The 15,692-nt window shown below is 36.6% G+C and carries 14 protein-coding genes; 11 read left to right on the top strand and 3 right to left on the bottom strand.

Features of this window, described 5'->3' with window-relative positions:
- Positions 1-31: 31 nt before the first annotated feature.
- The 11 genes from ACMT7R_RS11490 (at position 32) to ACMT7R_RS11540 (ending at position 11,792) form a co-directional block, all read left to right on the top strand.
- On the top strand, positions 32-547 hold the full coding sequence (locus tag ACMT7R_RS11490; protein WP_415312063.1) for an NADH-quinone oxidoreductase subunit B: 516 nt from the start codon (positions 32-34) through the stop codon (positions 545-547).
- Entirely contained in the window at positions 547-1,080 is a 534-nt protein-coding gene (locus ACMT7R_RS11495) for an NADH-quinone oxidoreductase subunit C (RefSeq protein WP_415312064.1), read from the top strand. Before ACMT7R_RS11490 ends, ACMT7R_RS11495 begins: the two co-directional genes overlap by 1 nt.
- 86 nt (positions 1,081-1,166) lie before the next feature.
- Positions 1,167-2,246: an NADH-quinone oxidoreductase subunit D gene (locus ACMT7R_RS11500; RefSeq protein WP_415312202.1), complete on the top strand. Its 1,080-nt coding sequence runs from the start codon at positions 1,167-1,169 to the stop codon at positions 2,244-2,246.
- Positions 2,246-3,547 carry a complex I subunit 1/NuoH family protein gene (locus tag ACMT7R_RS11505; RefSeq protein ID WP_415312067.1) on the top strand — a complete coding sequence of 434 codons (1,302 nt, stop codon included), beginning with the start codon at positions 2,246-2,248 and terminating at the stop codon, positions 3,545-3,547. The genes ACMT7R_RS11500 and ACMT7R_RS11505 overlap by 1 nt, the downstream gene beginning before the upstream one ends.
- Positions 3,544-4,044, top strand: a complete 501-nt coding sequence (locus ACMT7R_RS11510; protein ID WP_415312068.1) for a 4Fe-4S binding protein — start codon at positions 3,544-3,546, stop codon at positions 4,042-4,044. Before ACMT7R_RS11505 ends, ACMT7R_RS11510 begins: the two co-directional genes overlap by 4 nt.
- A complete protein-coding gene (locus ACMT7R_RS11515) occupies positions 4,034-4,555 on the top strand; it encodes an NADH-quinone oxidoreductase subunit J (RefSeq protein ID WP_415312069.1) in 522 nt (173 codons plus the stop codon). The genes ACMT7R_RS11510 and ACMT7R_RS11515 overlap by 11 nt, the downstream gene beginning before the upstream one ends.
- Complete coding sequence (nuoK, locus tag ACMT7R_RS11520) at positions 4,539-4,841, top strand: NADH-quinone oxidoreductase subunit NuoK (RefSeq protein WP_415312071.1); 303 nt, start codon at positions 4,539-4,541, stop codon at positions 4,839-4,841. Before ACMT7R_RS11515 ends, nuoK begins: the two co-directional genes overlap by 17 nt.
- Positions 4,842-4,947: 106 nt before the next feature.
- Entirely contained in the window at positions 4,948-6,783 is a 1,836-nt protein-coding gene (locus tag ACMT7R_RS11525; RefSeq protein WP_415312073.1) for a complex I subunit 4 family protein, read from the top strand.
- A 10-nt stretch (positions 6,784-6,793) separates the two neighbouring features.
- Complete coding sequence (locus ACMT7R_RS11530; protein ID WP_415312074.1) at positions 6,794-8,908, top strand: NADH-quinone oxidoreductase subunit L; 2,115 nt, start codon at positions 6,794-6,796, stop codon at positions 8,906-8,908.
- Positions 8,909-8,929: 21 nt separating this feature from the next.
- Positions 8,930-10,429, top strand: a complete 1,500-nt coding sequence (locus tag ACMT7R_RS11535) for an NADH-quinone oxidoreductase subunit N (RefSeq protein ID WP_415312075.1) — start codon at positions 8,930-8,932, stop codon at positions 10,427-10,429.
- 1,204 nt (positions 10,430-11,633) lie between these two features.
- Positions 11,634-11,792 (top strand): hypothetical protein, encoded by a 159-nt coding sequence (locus tag ACMT7R_RS11540; RefSeq protein WP_415312076.1) that lies wholly within the window; start codon positions 11,634-11,636, stop codon positions 11,790-11,792.
- A gap of 210 nt (positions 11,793-12,002) precedes the next feature.
- Here ACMT7R_RS11540 and ACMT7R_RS11545 read toward each other — a convergent pair whose 3' ends face one another.
- The 3 genes from ACMT7R_RS11545 to ACMT7R_RS11555 all read right to left on the bottom strand — a co-directional run bounded on the left by ACMT7R_RS11545 (position 12,003) and on the right by ACMT7R_RS11555 (position 14,672).
- Complete coding sequence (locus ACMT7R_RS11545; protein ID WP_415312078.1) at positions 12,003-12,320, bottom strand: hypothetical protein; 318 nt, start codon at positions 12,318-12,320, stop codon at positions 12,003-12,005.
- A gap of 342 nt (positions 12,321-12,662) precedes the next feature.
- Positions 12,663-13,250 (bottom strand): uracil-DNA glycosylase, encoded by a 588-nt coding sequence (locus ACMT7R_RS11550; protein ID WP_415312079.1) that lies wholly within the window; start codon positions 13,248-13,250, stop codon positions 12,663-12,665.
- A 195-nt stretch (positions 13,251-13,445) separates the two neighbouring features.
- Positions 13,446-14,672, bottom strand: coding sequence for a glycosyltransferase (locus ACMT7R_RS11555; protein ID WP_415312080.1), 1,227 nt, complete (start codon positions 14,670-14,672; stop codon positions 13,446-13,448).
- Positions 14,673-15,692: the final 1,020 nt, after the last annotated feature.

The following is a 15,692-nucleotide window of genomic DNA, read 5'->3' on the forward strand; positions in this document are numbered from 1 at the left end:
TTGAATTCTAAATACTATCAAGTGTAGAGGTATGATAAAAGATCTCGTTAACCCTACCAATTTTAATGTTTTAGTATCAAAGCTAGGTGATGTGCTTGTAAAAGCTTTGGATGAACCCCTCGGATATGCTATAAATTGGGGTCGTGTTTGGTCATTATGGCCGGTTCATTTAGAAACTGCTTGTTGTAGTGTTGAATTTGGAGCAGTATCAAGTCCAAGATATGATGCTGAGAGATTTGGTATTCTTGAAGCTTTTGGATCCTTGCGTCAATGCGACCTTATAGTGGTCCAAGGAACGGTAACTAGAAAAATGGCACCCCGATTGAGAATGGTTTACGATCAGATGCCTGAACCAAAGTATGTGATAGCCATGGGTGCTTGCGCAATTACTGGGGGACTATATTTGGATTCTTATAATGTCTTGCCGGGTTGTGATAGCATCATACCTGTAGATGTGTATGTTCCTGGATGTCCACCAAGACCAGAGACGTTGATACAGGGAACTATGCTATTGCAAGAAAAAATTAAAAGGTCGAAAATAAAGTAATGGATAAAAACTCTACAAAAACCACACAGGAAAATGAGATATCACTTAAAGAAGAAGACTCGAATTACCCGCTATCTAATACTTTACTTACGTCGATAATTAGTAACTTTGGTGATAACGCAAAAATAGTTTACAAAAAGGAATATCGCTCAAAAATAATGGTGAAACCAGAAAATTTGGTTGAGACTGCCCTTTTCTTAAGAAACAATCATGGTTTTGATCATGCCGAATCTGCTTCAGGAACAGATTATCCTGCTGACAATGAAATTGAACTCAACTATCATTTGGGTTCTTACAGTAATATCGATTACTACCCATACATTGTTATTTTGTCAACCCGCGTTAACAGGGACGATCCAAAATCTAATAGTTTGATAAATATATTCCCTAGTGTGGAATACCATGAGCGTGAGACTTATGAAATGTTGGGTGTTTACTTTCTGGGTCATCCACGAAATGAACGGTTTATCCTACCTGAAGATTGGGCAGATATACCCCCACTTCGAAAGGACTTTAGAATCAAGGGGAGATAAATGAAATGAGTAATATAGAAGAGAAAATAAGTGAAGCAAAAAAATTGGCGCTTCAGATAACAAGGGAAACAGAAGAAGATCGATTAATGACTTTAAGTGTTGGGCCACAACATCCAGGCTCAGGACATTTTAGGTTCGTTATCAAAGTGGATGGTGACTATATTGTATACGTCGATCCAGATCCTGGTTACGTGCATAGGGGACATGAAAAAATGTGTGAATACCGAAATCATTTTCAGAACATTCCTCACTTGGAACGTCCCGTAATACATGATTCTTGTAATATTACTTATTCATATAGTTTAGCGGTTGAAGATCTTGTGGGAATTACTGTTCCTCGACGAGGACAGTTCATACGTGCTTTGGCATCTGAGTTAAGCAGATTATCGTACACTCTTTACTGGTTGGCTATTTATGGTATTTTTCTGGGACATTCTACAATGTTTATGTGGCCGGCCGGTGATAGGGAATTGCTGATTGATTTACTTGAGCGTTTGACTGGTGCAAGAATTACTAATGCTTTTAGTATTCCTGGTGGAGTTAGGTGTGATATTCCCAATAATTTTAAAGAAAAATGCTTGGCACAGGTTAATTATTTTGAAAAAAGATTAAAGGAATATGAAGACATCTTTTTTAATAACCCATTATTAAGGCAGAGAACAGAAGGAGTTGGAATATTAACAAAAGAAGATGCAATAAAACTGGGGGTAACTGGGTCTGTATTGAGGGCTTCTGGAGTACCTTTCGATGTGCGAAAAGTAGAACCGTATGACGTTTACAACGAGATTGATTTTCAAGTACAGTATATGAAAACCTGTGATTCGTTTGCAAGGGCATATGTACCACTACTTGACATGCGAGAATCTTGTCACATTATCAGACAGCTTATTGACAAGATGCCTGAATCAGGAGACGTTCGGGAGAAATTGCAGTTTAATATAAAGAGCTCTCCGGGCGAAACCTACAAGCGGGTGGAATCTGGAAGAGGTGCATTGGGATACCATGTAGTTAGTGATGGTTCGCCTAAACCATATAGGGTGAAAGCATCTGTAGGTTCATTTAGAAATTTGCTTGCACTGCCATTCTTGCTTACTGGTTCAAAACTTGGGGATATGCCTGCTATATATTGGTCTTTGAATTATTGGCCTGTGGAGGCTGACAGATAATGGGTTCTCTAACTCCAGATTTCAGATTTGGAAACTTTGTTGGCAGTATAGTATGGCTTGTTTTTGTAATCCTTGCGTTAGTAACGTTACTTATACTTCCAATTATATTTTTTGTCTTATTCTATGTGCCATTACCTGAAGTTGATGGAGAGGTATTAACTCCATATCTCTTTTTTTCTATGATGGTCGATCCCTCTAGAACATTACCCGTAGTACAATTCTTCATCCATACTGATTTGTTCAGAGCGGCTATCTTCCCTGGATTTGGATTTGCAGCATTAATAGCAGCAGCTACCATATTTATTGAACGTAAACTTTTGGCTAAAATGCAACTACGTGTTGGACCCCTTTATGCAGGAAAAGTTGAGGGTATATTCCAGTTGTTAGCGGATGGATTAAAACTACTCACAAAGGAAATCATTGTTCCTTCAGGATCCGATAAACCGATATTTTGGCTTGCACCTATAATGTTCGTATCAACTGCTGCAGCAGTTGTAGCATTAATTCCGGTTGCTGATGGATGGGTAGTGGCAGATGTGAGCGTAGGCTTGATTGCTGCCTTTGCCATTTTAGGATTCTTCCCTTTGATTGCACTCTTGTTCTCATGGGCAAGTAACAGCAAGTACCCCTTCATTGGTGGATTGAGGGCATTACATCAAATGATCGCCTTTGAAATTCCATTTTTCCTGTCTGCATTACCTGTTGTCATACTCTCCTCCTCGCTCAATCTTACAGAAATCGCAAGATCACAAAATCTTTTTATGAATATATTTATACTTCCAATCAATGCGTTTGTGTTCTTTATATCCTCATTGGCTGAACTTGAAAGAATTCCATTTGATTTACCGGAAGCAGAGAGTGAAATTGTTGCAGGTTGGTTAACTGAGACCACTGGAATGCTATATGGTTTAATCCAGCTAGGAAGTTATCTTAAATTATATGCCTTAGCGGGATTATTTGTAGTTCTTTTCCTAGGTGGTTGGAGTGGCCCACAAATTTTCCCACCTGAATTAATACCCGGAGCACATGACTCTAATCTGCCTCTTCTACAAATGCTCGCACTAGATGGGCTTTACAATCCAGTGACAGTAAATAGTATATTTTGGTTTATGATAAAAACTATTATCGTAATATTATTGATGCTGATCATAAGAGGTATCAATCCAAGAATTAGAATCGATATTCTTTTGCATACTGGATGGTACAAGTTGATTGTTTTAACATTCATAAATCTGTTCATCGTATTGATGTTGATTTACGGTGGAGTTATTGGACCGGGAGGATTGATTTCAATAAGATGAACACTGCTACAGGTTATATTAAAGCACTACAGTCGGGTACAAAACATGTTGTTATGAAAAGATTTACCTTCCGTTATCCACAAGAAAAATTAAAATTTGTTGGTGACGGTTACCAGTTTGATCCAAAAAAAGGAGTTGGAATCGCTGGGATTCGAGGTAGACATATCCTATTTCACGACAAATGTACCGGATGTCAATTGTGTGCTATAGCTTGTGAGGGTATTGCTGAGGCCATAACTATGGTTAAAGTAGATGAACAATGGAAGCAAAATAAAAAATCTATAATGCCTCAAATAGATTATGGCAAGTGTGTTTTCTGTGGTTTATGTGTTGATGCTTGTCCATTCTATGCCTTATATATGACTGATGACTTTGAGCTATCATCCTATACAAAATCTCATTTGATTTATACTCCAGCACAATTAGCAGTTAAGCCAAAATACGATGGGGAAGTAGAGATAAAAATAGGTAAACGTGGTGCTTATCATGGTCGATAGTGTTTTCATTGGATTATCAATTATTACTGTTGGTTCAGCTATCCTATCTCTTGAGAGCAGAGAGTTACTGTACGGTGGAATCGCACTAGCAATATCGATGTTGGGAATAGCCGGTTACTTTATTATTTTGGATGCACCGTTTGTTGCCATGTTTCAGATTGCAGTTTACGTGGGAGCTGTAGCGGTACTCATTATTTTTACTGTAATGCTAGTTCGGGCACCAAATACTGTTACAAAAAAAGAGACTAGGAAAAGAAAAATTGCAGGAATTTTGTTGGGATTAGGCTTTTTAGTAATGGCTGGTTCCATTCTTGGGAACTCGACCGTCACACAGCTTAAATTCAACGAGAATGCCCCTGTATTTGATGTCCAGGCGATAGGGAAAGGGTTATTAACATATTACTCTCCCGTACTGATTGTTTTGGCTTTAACATTAGCGAGTGCCGTGATCGGGGCATTGGCATTGGCTAGAAGGGAGGATATTGAGGAGCGAAATGAACCAACCAACTGATTTTCTTTATATTGCAATAATCCTGATATCGATAGGGATCTACGGTTTAGTTGTAAAAAGAAATGCACTTCGATTAATTTTTTCAATCGAATTGATAGCGAATGCAGTTAATCTCGCGCTCATTGCATTTTCAAGGATGCTGCCTAGTCCTGAGGGTCAGATCTTTGTATTGTTTTCAATAGCTATATCTGCAGCAGAGGTCGCAGTGGGATTAGGAATTATCATTGTAGCCTACCGATTCTATAAAGATATAGATATTACAGAGTACAAGAATCTCAAAAATTAATATATTTTTTCAAATAAATATTTCTTTTTTCTCTTTATTCAACCGTATAATATATAAAAGGAGTTAATGTCGTTGAGGTAGGGGTATTCGGAGCAAGAGAATGTAGATGGTGGATTCTTCCTATTATCTTATGGTGGCAACATTTATGCCCTTGATATTATCTCCGGTAGTATATTTTTTAGGTAGACGTAAGGGAATTAATATTACAACGTGGTTAACTTTTGGAATTTTAGCTATATCCACTACATTAGTAATTATTCCGTGTATTGACCTAGGTTCTGGGGGTTCTTATCAAGAAATATTTGATTGGAGTCAATTAGGCCATTTCGGATTAAAGCTAGATGGATTAAGTATTCCATTTGCAATCACAATTTATCTCTTATCTACAGTAATTGTAATTTATTCAAAGCCTTATATGGTGAGAAAAATTTTGATACAATTTGACCAGCTTAAACATTCAAAATCCACCACCGATAGTTCTTATTATGATGATGCGGAAAGTGAACTATATTCCGCAAAGGATGGCAAGTCTATGTCAAGTTTAGTACCGACAACCGATCAAAAATCATATCTTAATGAACAACTGGGATTGTATTATTCACTTTATCTTGTATTTGCAATGGGAATGTTGGGCACAGTTTTAGCAACTAATCTATTTGAATTTTATGTATTTTTTGAATTAATGCTCGTTCCTTCTTTCTTTTTAATAGCTTTTTTTGGATATGGTAAGAGAAGAAGAACTTCATTAATGTTTTTCTTTTGGGCCCATGTAGGAGCCGTCATCATGTTACTAGGTTTGATGGCTATGGGTTTTTTATCTGGCGGCTTTGACTATGATGTCGTAAAAGCTAATGTTTCCCAGATCCCCTCGGCATGGATTGCAGTAATTGTTGCTGCCTTAATTATTGGGTTCGCTGTCAAACTTGGTGCTTTTTTGGTGCATATTTGGCTACCAGATACTTATACAGATGCTCCCACCCCGATAACAGTTTTAATTTCTTCTGCGATGACGGGAATCGGAGCTTATGGTCTTATCAGAATTTGGATAGATCTTCTTTCTGGACCTGGAAACTATTCAGACTATGCAATTTACATCAATATTTGGGGATTGATCACGATGATATACGGTGGAGCCATGGCATTGATGCAAAAGGATATCAAACGAGTATTGGCTTATTCAAGTATCAGTTCCATGGGCTATCTTCTGTTTGGAATTGGTTCTGAAAGCGTTCTTGGAATAAGTGGCGCAATATTCATGTATGTGACTCATGCTTTGGGAAAGGGATTGTTGTTTATGATGGTAGGCGCTGTAATTTTACAAACTGGAACACGTAACATGGATAAATTAGGTGGATTAGGAGGCAAAATGCCCTATACTGCTGTTTTTGCCATGATCGGCGGACTAACAATTATCGGTGTACCCATTACAAGCGGATTCATGTCAGAATGGGTTTTATTTAATGGAGCATTGCAGAATGCCGTTGTTGACTGGAGCTCTTTGAAAGCTGTCTCCTTTGCTTTGGCCATTTCTGCTACAATATTAACATCTGCATATATCTTGTGGATGTATAAGAGGATATTCTATGGTGTAGTGCCAGAAACATTAAAAAATGTTCGAGAATCGAGTAAGTATGTTTTAATTACAATGGGAATACTGGCTTCTCTTACTTTGATTCTTGGTTTGTATCCAGATTTGCTTTACAAGCCAATAATTGCATATGTTGAGAATCTGTATGATGAATCTCCTAATGAATTGAAACCGGTAAAGATCGGAGCTGCTTCATCTCAAAATAATAACCAAACGAATACTACGTTGGGCAATGGTGCAAGTGAAGAGCAAAGTGGCGGGGTTAATAATGTTACTAATACATTAGGAACTCCGCAGACGCAAAAGACACATTTAATTTCGGGTAACCATTTGGTTTCCTATGTTACAATATAGGTAGATTGAAATGGTAGACGCAATTGGATTTGAGGGCTTGGGGGTTAATGCATGGCTTGTTTGGATGACCCCGTTTATTGGAGCTGCACTTATTCCACTTTTAAGGAAAAAAAGCGAGAAAATGAAGAGTTATGTAGCGGTAGCTTTCTCCTTAATAAGCGCATTTTTGGCTCTTAGTATTCTTCCTGTTGGATTGTCAAATGGTGAGATTCATAGTCAAATTCCTTGGTTTTCAGCGCTTAACCTCGAAGCTGGGGTATTAGCCGATCCTTTGGCCATTATAATGAGTAATCTTGTGGCTTGGATCTCTGCTGCCATTTTTGTGTATTCAGTCTCGTACATGCACAAAGAAAAGTCACTTATTCGATATTGGTTCTTTATGTTATTCTTTATTGGATCAATGCAGTTAATTGTGTTGTCTGATAATCTCTTGATGGTTTTCTTTGGATGGGAAGGTGTAGGTTTAGCATCTTATGCTCTGATTGGATTTTGGTATCAGGACAGAAAGAAAGACTATGTGGGTAAGGAGGGACACACTGTATGGGGGATACCTCAATGGACCTCTCCAACACATGCAGGCATAAAGGCCTTTTTGCTTAATCGCGCTGGTGACATAATGATGTTGTCGGGCATGTTTATGATATTCATGTATGCAGGAACGTTTGGATTTAGAGAACTGCTTGCAGACCAAACTTGGGCTCATGAGATGATGCAACAGAATTTGCTGGTGCCCGCCGCTGTTCTAATATTTGGAGGCGCCATAGGCAAGTCTGCTCAATTTCCATTAAATGAATGGTTATTAGAAGCCATGACTGGCCCAACTTCTGTTTCAGCATTAATCCATGCGGCAACAATGGTAAAGGCAGGTGTCTTCTTGGTTGCACGCATAGGACCTTTGTTCTTTGCACTGTCTGTATTCAATATGCAACAATTCTTTGAAATAGTCGCTTGGGTTGGAGCGATTACTGCTATGTTACTAGCAACACAAGCGTTGGTAAATCCTGAAATAAAAAAAGTACTTGCATACTCTACTGGCTCCCAAATAGGTTATATGATGCTAGCTTTGGGTATAGCTGGTTTAAGCACAAATTTTGTAGATGGGTATACTGCAGGCTTTTTCCATTTAATTAGCCATGCTTTATTCAAGGCCTCTCTTTTCATGGCCGCTGGTGCTATTCTTCATACGGTACATTCGAGATTCATGAATGATATGGGTGGCTTGCGGAAGAACATGAGAAAAACATATATCTTCATGTTGCTGGCAAGTTTGTCTTTAGCTGGTGCACCGCTGATTACGTCCGGATTCTGGAGCAAAGATGCAATTTTTGCTTCTATTTTAGAATCTAATTATGAATTTTCTTCATACTTGTTTTTCATAGCGATTACTGTAGCGGTAATGACTGCCTTCTATACATTCAGAATGGTCGGACTAGTATTCTTTGGTAAACCCAGCCAAAATGTAACAAATATCGAAAACAAAGGGCATCATATAAGGGAAGTAAACCAATTGATGTGGATGCCATTTGCAGTATTGGCGATTGCTTCTATAGCAATAGGTTTAGTAGGATTTGCTTTTGAAGGACAACTTCACCATCTCTTTTCAATCTACCTTGCTACTTCTTTTGGTATTGTTGAAGGGGGTGGAATTGAACCTTTGGCGGTGGTATCAGAAAATGAGGATGTTGCTGTACAACAACAGCAACAAGCTGAAGGCCATGCTGAAGCACAAGATGCTTTGGAATTAAACCCCCTAGCCGTCATTGCTTCTGTTTCTGCGTTTGGTATAGGTGGATTTCTGGGATATCTTTTCTATATCAAAAGAGCTGCAGATCCACACAAAATCAACGAAAACGTCGTATCAAAGGCTTTGTGGAAATTCCTCTACAATAGGTGGTATCTTAACTCGCTTTTGTATTGGTTAGGCGTAGTAATTCCCCTAGGTTTTTATAGGCGAGTCAACAAATACTTTGAAAATATACTAATGTATGGAATCAATCCATCTGTACAGCATTCAATGGTTTTCATGTCTAAAGTGGCTAAGGCAGCACAATCTGGTAACGTACAAACATATCTATATGTATTCTCCGCGGGCATAATACTAATTACCATGTTATTATTGAGTTAAAAGGAGAATGAGTGAGTTACAATGATTGATATCTTTTCAACACCTGCTTTAGTAACCATAATTTTGGGGAGTGTAGCTCTATTAATACCAGTCTTAGATGCTCTCAATAAGGAGAGAGGTTCTAAAAATAAGGTTTACAGTGCCATTGCTTTTGGGGCGCTTGCATTAGCACTGGCTGTTGTAATCTATAGAATCTTCTCTGGTGAGAATCTTCCGGCACTTTCACTTACGAATAGCGGTGTAATTGCAGATGATATTTTTGGTGCATTCTTTTCGATAGCTTTTCTGATAGTTTCCATAATGGTGACTGTTTCTTCCTGGAGTTATATGAAGAAGAAAAGTAACCATGCGGCTTATTATTCATTAATATTGCTATCTAGTATCGGTATGATACTTATAGGATACTCTACAGATTTCGTGATGTTACTAGTAGCTTGGGAATTGATGTCTATTCCGACATATGCTCTTGCTGCTTTTAATAAGAGGGACCCGGTATCAAATGAAGCATCCATCAAGTACTTTTTGTTTGGTGCCCTTTCATCTGCTATAATTATTCTAGCCATGGGAATCGTGTATGGTTTGACAGGTACTACTAATATTTACGATTCAATTGTTGCAATGACCGAACTGAATCCCCAATTGATGCCCTTCGCACTATTGGCAGTAGGATTATTTATTGCTGGATTTGGGTTTAAGATGGGATTAGTTCCGTTTCACATGTGGCTACCAGATACTTATTCTGGAGCACCTACTACAATAGCCACTTTGCTTGCAGCTGGAACCAAAAAAGCTGGATTTGCTGCGGCCATCAGAGTTATTGTTATCGGATTAATTGCACTAAACGTGCATTGGACATTTACCCTTGCCATCATAGCGATATTTACAATGACTTTGGGTAATCTTGGGGCATTAACTCAGAAGTCTATCCCCAGGATCTTAGCCTATTCCAGTATTGCTCAGGCGGGCTATATTTTGATAGGACTTGCAGTAGCCCCATATTCTAACTTCGGATTGGATGCATCTTTGCTTCAAATAATGAATCATGCAGTAATGAAGTCGGCAGCATTTATTGCAGCGGCTGGAGTTATTATTACTTTAGCAGGGTATACATTAGACAAGTACAAGGGACTAGGCTACAGAATGCCAATTACCGCCCTTGTGCTAGCTATTGCATTATTGGCACTGGCAGGTGTACCTCCGCTTAACGGTTTTTGGGGTAAATATCTGATTTTTGGAGCAGCAATTGACAGTGGAGAGCAGGTATGGTGGGGACCATATCTGGCGATAGCGGGAGTACTTAACAGTGCACTATCATTGGGATACTATGCATGGATTATTAGAAAAATGTACCTGGAGGAAGGAGAGAATCGGGTGAGACAAAAGGAACCCCGGCCCGTGGTAGCGGTGTTATTATTTGCACTGGGATTTATGATCATATTCGGTATTTGGTATGGACCATTACTAGATTTGGCTTCGATGGCCGTACCAAATGATATAGCGAATTTGGTTAGTGTCAAATAGCCGTCAAATAGCCGTCAAATAGCCGTCAAATAGCCGTCAAATAGCCGTCAAATAGCCGTCAAATAGCCGTCAAATAGCCGTCAAATAGCCGTCAAATAGCCGTCAAATAGCCGTCAAATAGCACAATCTCAAATATTAGAAGAAAGACCAACCCGCCATATCAAATTTAATCCTGTAAATTTCTAATTCAAGTTATCCCGAATATCGCCAAACAAAACTTGGAATAGCACTGACGGTCACGATACCCCTAATGACTTGTCCTCCATAATTTCGATTTTATTTTGATCTAATTGTATTTCACAATGCTGAACCTTTTGTCACACTTCAGAGTTTTTCATTGAATTATTTCGAGTTTTCAGAGGTTTATACATTCAAGTTGGTTAAGACAAGTTGACACACAAATTAGTAATGGTAACAATAAATAATTTAGCATATATATTTAGATCGACATATTGATCCCCTGTTTTCAACACCGGTATTATATACACTGGCAATGATTCTAGAAATCAATAACTGCCATCGTTTGTACATCATCTACTATTTGTTGAGAACAGCCAGGAAAATAACAAGCCTTAGAAAATAAAGTGGGCTAGAGACTCTTTTCTAAGACTTGCAGAATGACTCCATCTAGATTAGGTGATAAGAAATATCTACTATACTATAAAAACAGTGATCCTGTATTATTCTGATAAATTACCTAATCATTGGTGCCTTTTATGAGGTAAACGCGTATAGACCGGTAATTTCAGTATTAGTCTTACAAGGTATTTGGATTTTCTACTATTATTTGGTTATTTAACCGCGTCTATTTTCAAGATCATGTTCTACTTACCAACCATAATGGAATAATAAATTTTTTGTTTTAAGGCTCTCTCTAACTTACTATTTAACCAATGAGTTCCACACCGACTTTGTTCTATTTACAAAAGACACGGCATGATAGTTTAATCCTGACCTAGTTTAATTGTCAAACCTAAAACCTTCAAACCGCATCATTATCTTATTGCCAGTACATATTGAATCAACAATGGCTATGGTTACGAAAAATCTTAGGTGATTGTGTATTATTGAATACTTTTCAGAAAGATAGAAATATTTTATGTATCCTTGTAGTGATGTAGAAACTGATCAAAAGCGGTTGATGAATTCATACTTGTTTGGATGTCATTGAGTGGTTATAAACAATGTTAATCATGATTAAGGAATGACAGACAATTTTGTTGATGATGCCGCAAAGAAATTGAAAAATTCACAACAAGACGCAAGAGCAGAGGCCGAAACTGCAAAAGATCATGCAGAAGGAAAACCCAGTTCCGAAACGCTAAATAAAGCAAAGGAAAAGGTAAAAGACGCACTGAGCTAATAATTTTTTTTGTTCTTATATAGATTTTTAATCTTTTTTTAACTATTTTCTTGGACAATTAGAAATCGTAGTAAAGCATCTGTTACGAGATTATTTGAAAATATAAACATCTTATCATCTAATATACCAAAATAGAGCTAGATCGTAATCCTGCTGATAGTGATGTTAACATTGAAATTTATTGACTTTTTGGATCAATCAGGCAATTATTTACTCCAGTTTAATAGTAAGTGCGGAATAATTCATTACTCCTCTCCGACGTTGGTAATATATTATTTCTAACATGTCTAATCCTCTTGGAGTAATGAAAAACATTTTCATCATTCCCTTATACGATATCAAAAAACTGTTTATTAAATGATACAAGTAATTCTTAACAGCAAGCTCAGTAGCTGGTATTGATTTTCTTACACACAAACATATATCAGAGAATGGTGCTCCATCGATGCAGGTTAACAAAATCGGCTCAGTAATGGCTACTCTGAGGTAAACTGAATTAGCATTTTTGTTAGTGAGTGCTGAAGTCACTTCTAATGTTGATTCATTTTTATTTTGTATTTAATGTTGTCAAACAATGCAATATTACTATTTAGTAGTGAATTGCTACACTAAACTCTACTTGTGATATTGACAACTACGATATTGTCGGGAATCTTTTTAACAGGCTCATGAACCTAATTACCTCAAAATTTTTTGGTAGTATATCAGAATAATTATATTCATAAATAAGATTTGAGAAGTAAAGAAATCAAATATCTGTTGACAAATACCACGTGGTTTGAGTTATTCTGGATATTAATCAGAGAATCTAATTTGTTGCAGTCTCTTTCTTCAACTATGGTTTGATGATTGACCCGGTTATGAAAATTTTCAGAAATATCTATCCATCGTATTTTTATTCCCTTTTACAATACGAGCCAACTTGCTCATATCCTCAAAAAAAACCTGCTTCAATTTGGCATTATATATGGTTGCAGCCGGGTGATAAGTAATAAAGTATCTATGGGGGACAATATCGATAATCTTACCTCTGTATTTACCCATGTGATCATATCCCAATAATGATTTTAATGCTGTCGCTCCTAAAATACAAATGATTTTTGGAGCAATGAGGTTAATTTCATTTTTGAGATATGAACTTGTGCATATCTGAATTTCATTGTCGGTGGGAACTCTGTTATGAGGAGGACGACATTTAACAACATTCGTAATATAAACATCGTTCCTAGCTAGACCACCTTCCTGTAACGCCTTATCAAGTATTTTTCCAGCGCTTCCTATAAAAGGAACTCCATTTTTATCTTCATTTTTCCCTGGTGCCTCACCTATTATCATTACCTTATCTGTGGTATTGCCGTTTCCAGGAACAGCATTTATCCTACTTTTTGACAAATCACATAGTACACATCTTTCTACTTGATCCTTTAGTATCTCAAGAGTCAGCTCACGATGATTCAACTATTTTTTCTTGTGAGGCTATTTTGATAAAGTTTTCTAAATGTGAAAAGTATAAACTGAGTATGATCTACCATTAATTAACAACATAATGGTAACAATAAATAGTTGAACTTTGGATAGGAATTAAAAGAATTATTATATTGATTCATTTACCGATTCGGTCGATAAACCTCCGGATATATACAGTCCTTCTGTTCAGGCATTTGTTAGTAAGCCTTTTGTAACTAATTGGATTTTTTTATCATATATTTCTGTTGAAAATTGGTTCATCGAATCACTTAACTTAAGTCTTTCAGAATCTGCAGTCGAAATGAATTTTGATACCATAATAGCCGCTTCGTTTAGAGTACTGTACTGATACTTGTGTGGAACATATTCAGTTTGACCTCCAATAGAGGGAACTATAGGGATCAAGCCCGCACTTATTCCTTCAACGATCGACATGCCAAAATGCTCACCATCTTTAGGGTGAAACAAGATATTACCTGTTTTGAGGTGTTCAATCAAACCGGATAAGGTGATGTTTATTTCAAACTTTACATAGTCAGTCAAATCATAATCGATTACCATTTCCCGAAGGCTAGAATAATAATTATAAAAAAAAGGATCGAGGTTTCCAATTATTATCATTTCTGACGCAATATTATTACCCTTTAGTACTTTTGCTAATTGCAACGCTCTCTCGATTTTTTTGGAAGGATCGATTCTACAAACCACAATGATCGAGTCTGTTCTACATTTGTTCTTAATAGAGGGTATGAGTGATTCTTCCCTGAATGTATTTACGTCAACAGGTGGAAAAATCACCAAACTACCATTAATTCCAAAGCTCTCATGAATCGCACGTTGACTATATTTAGAATTTGTGATCAATGTACTGTTTCTAATCATAGCTTCATATGCAAATCTGAGCCATTCAACATAACTTTTTAGATTGAATGAATTCATACTGACTTGATTATTGTGATAGAGGTTTTGTTGATTAATTAAATAGGAATTGATAGCATTTTCCATTCGATCTACTCTAAGATACCTGCCAAAATATTCTTCATTTTCGGACTCAATGAGACGTTTTGCAGAGGGAAAGTGGCAATACGTCATCGTATTTTTTTTTGTGCAAGCTGTATGATAGTAAGGGTCCAGGTCACCATGTGTATTGATTGTTAAATCATATCCGTTTTCTACATTTCTACTAATATTTTCGGAATCAAATATGTCTAAAATATTTATTTTCTTAACCTTGTCCATGACGGAAACTAGTTCATATCCAAAGGCCATTTCCAATCTTTTCCTATCTGGAAATTCTAGGGAGGTTAAATCAATTTCAAAGCCCATCTTCAGAAATGCTCTCATCGTAACAAGTGAGAATTTTTCCGCTCCTCCACAAGGATTAAGATCTGAATATACAAAATTTACTTTCATTCACATCTCTCCTTCTACTTCGTTTATTCAACATGTGCAATAGTTATAATCTGCAAAACATGTCTGATTCATTTTGTCAGGATCTAAAATCCAGCGGGACGGGGATTCTTATGAGCAGATACATAGTCTTTCAAATAAATGGGGTGTGCATTATATTTTGCCAGTTCATCAATTTGTGAAAAAAAATAACCTTTGCGTTATCATTATTTGTTGCATTCTTCGTCATAGCTTTACATATACATAAAATCTTATATTCTTGATATGAAAATTAATTAATTTAAAAACATTTTTCACTTTTATAAAGGGCATTCATCGCACTACTGTAATAAGAATTATAGATAATCTTATCAGAATATGACCCTAGATAAATTTAAATCGGTTTTTTTTCATTTTGTTAATGAACCAATCGAGCAATATTGAGATAAATTATTACTGCAAATAGATAGGCTTGACCATATTCTAAAAATAATTCCTGTAAAATTATCTATCCTGTATCCTTGCTCTTGGCTCCTATTGTCTGACTCGTTTCAAAATTCCTATCAAACAAGTCATAAGCTTTGCTTTGGTGACCCTATCCACATCCAATCGTGGGGTCATTCCCTTTTTCTTCTATTTGAGGATAAATTCTTCTGTCATACCCAATTGCTTTTTCCCTATTTTTGAAAGGTGTTAGGCGTCAAAGTATTATTCTGGTAAATAAGGATCGTCTAGAATGATCGGGTATTTGCTTTTATTTCCGAAAATTACATGAATAGTTACTTGCACATTAGATGGAAAATAAAAACTATTGATTGGTCAATTTTTCTATAATGATGTGAATATGATGTAATATCATGAAAAAAACGCGAACTGATAGTTTTACTTATTATACGCAGTTATTATTAGCGTATACATTATAGACATAGTTGAAAAAAGTTGAAATTTTTTATTAATAATGAACGGGATATTTAAATTTCTATCCCATTCAGTATAGTAAAATGAAAATAAACTATAAGCACAGCCCTTAATTAATGATTTTTA

The organism is Candidatus Nitrosocosmicus sp. FF01 (assembly GCF_047711275.1).
Classification (GTDB): domain Archaea; phylum Thermoproteota; class Nitrososphaeria; order Nitrososphaerales; family Nitrososphaeraceae; genus Nitrosocosmicus.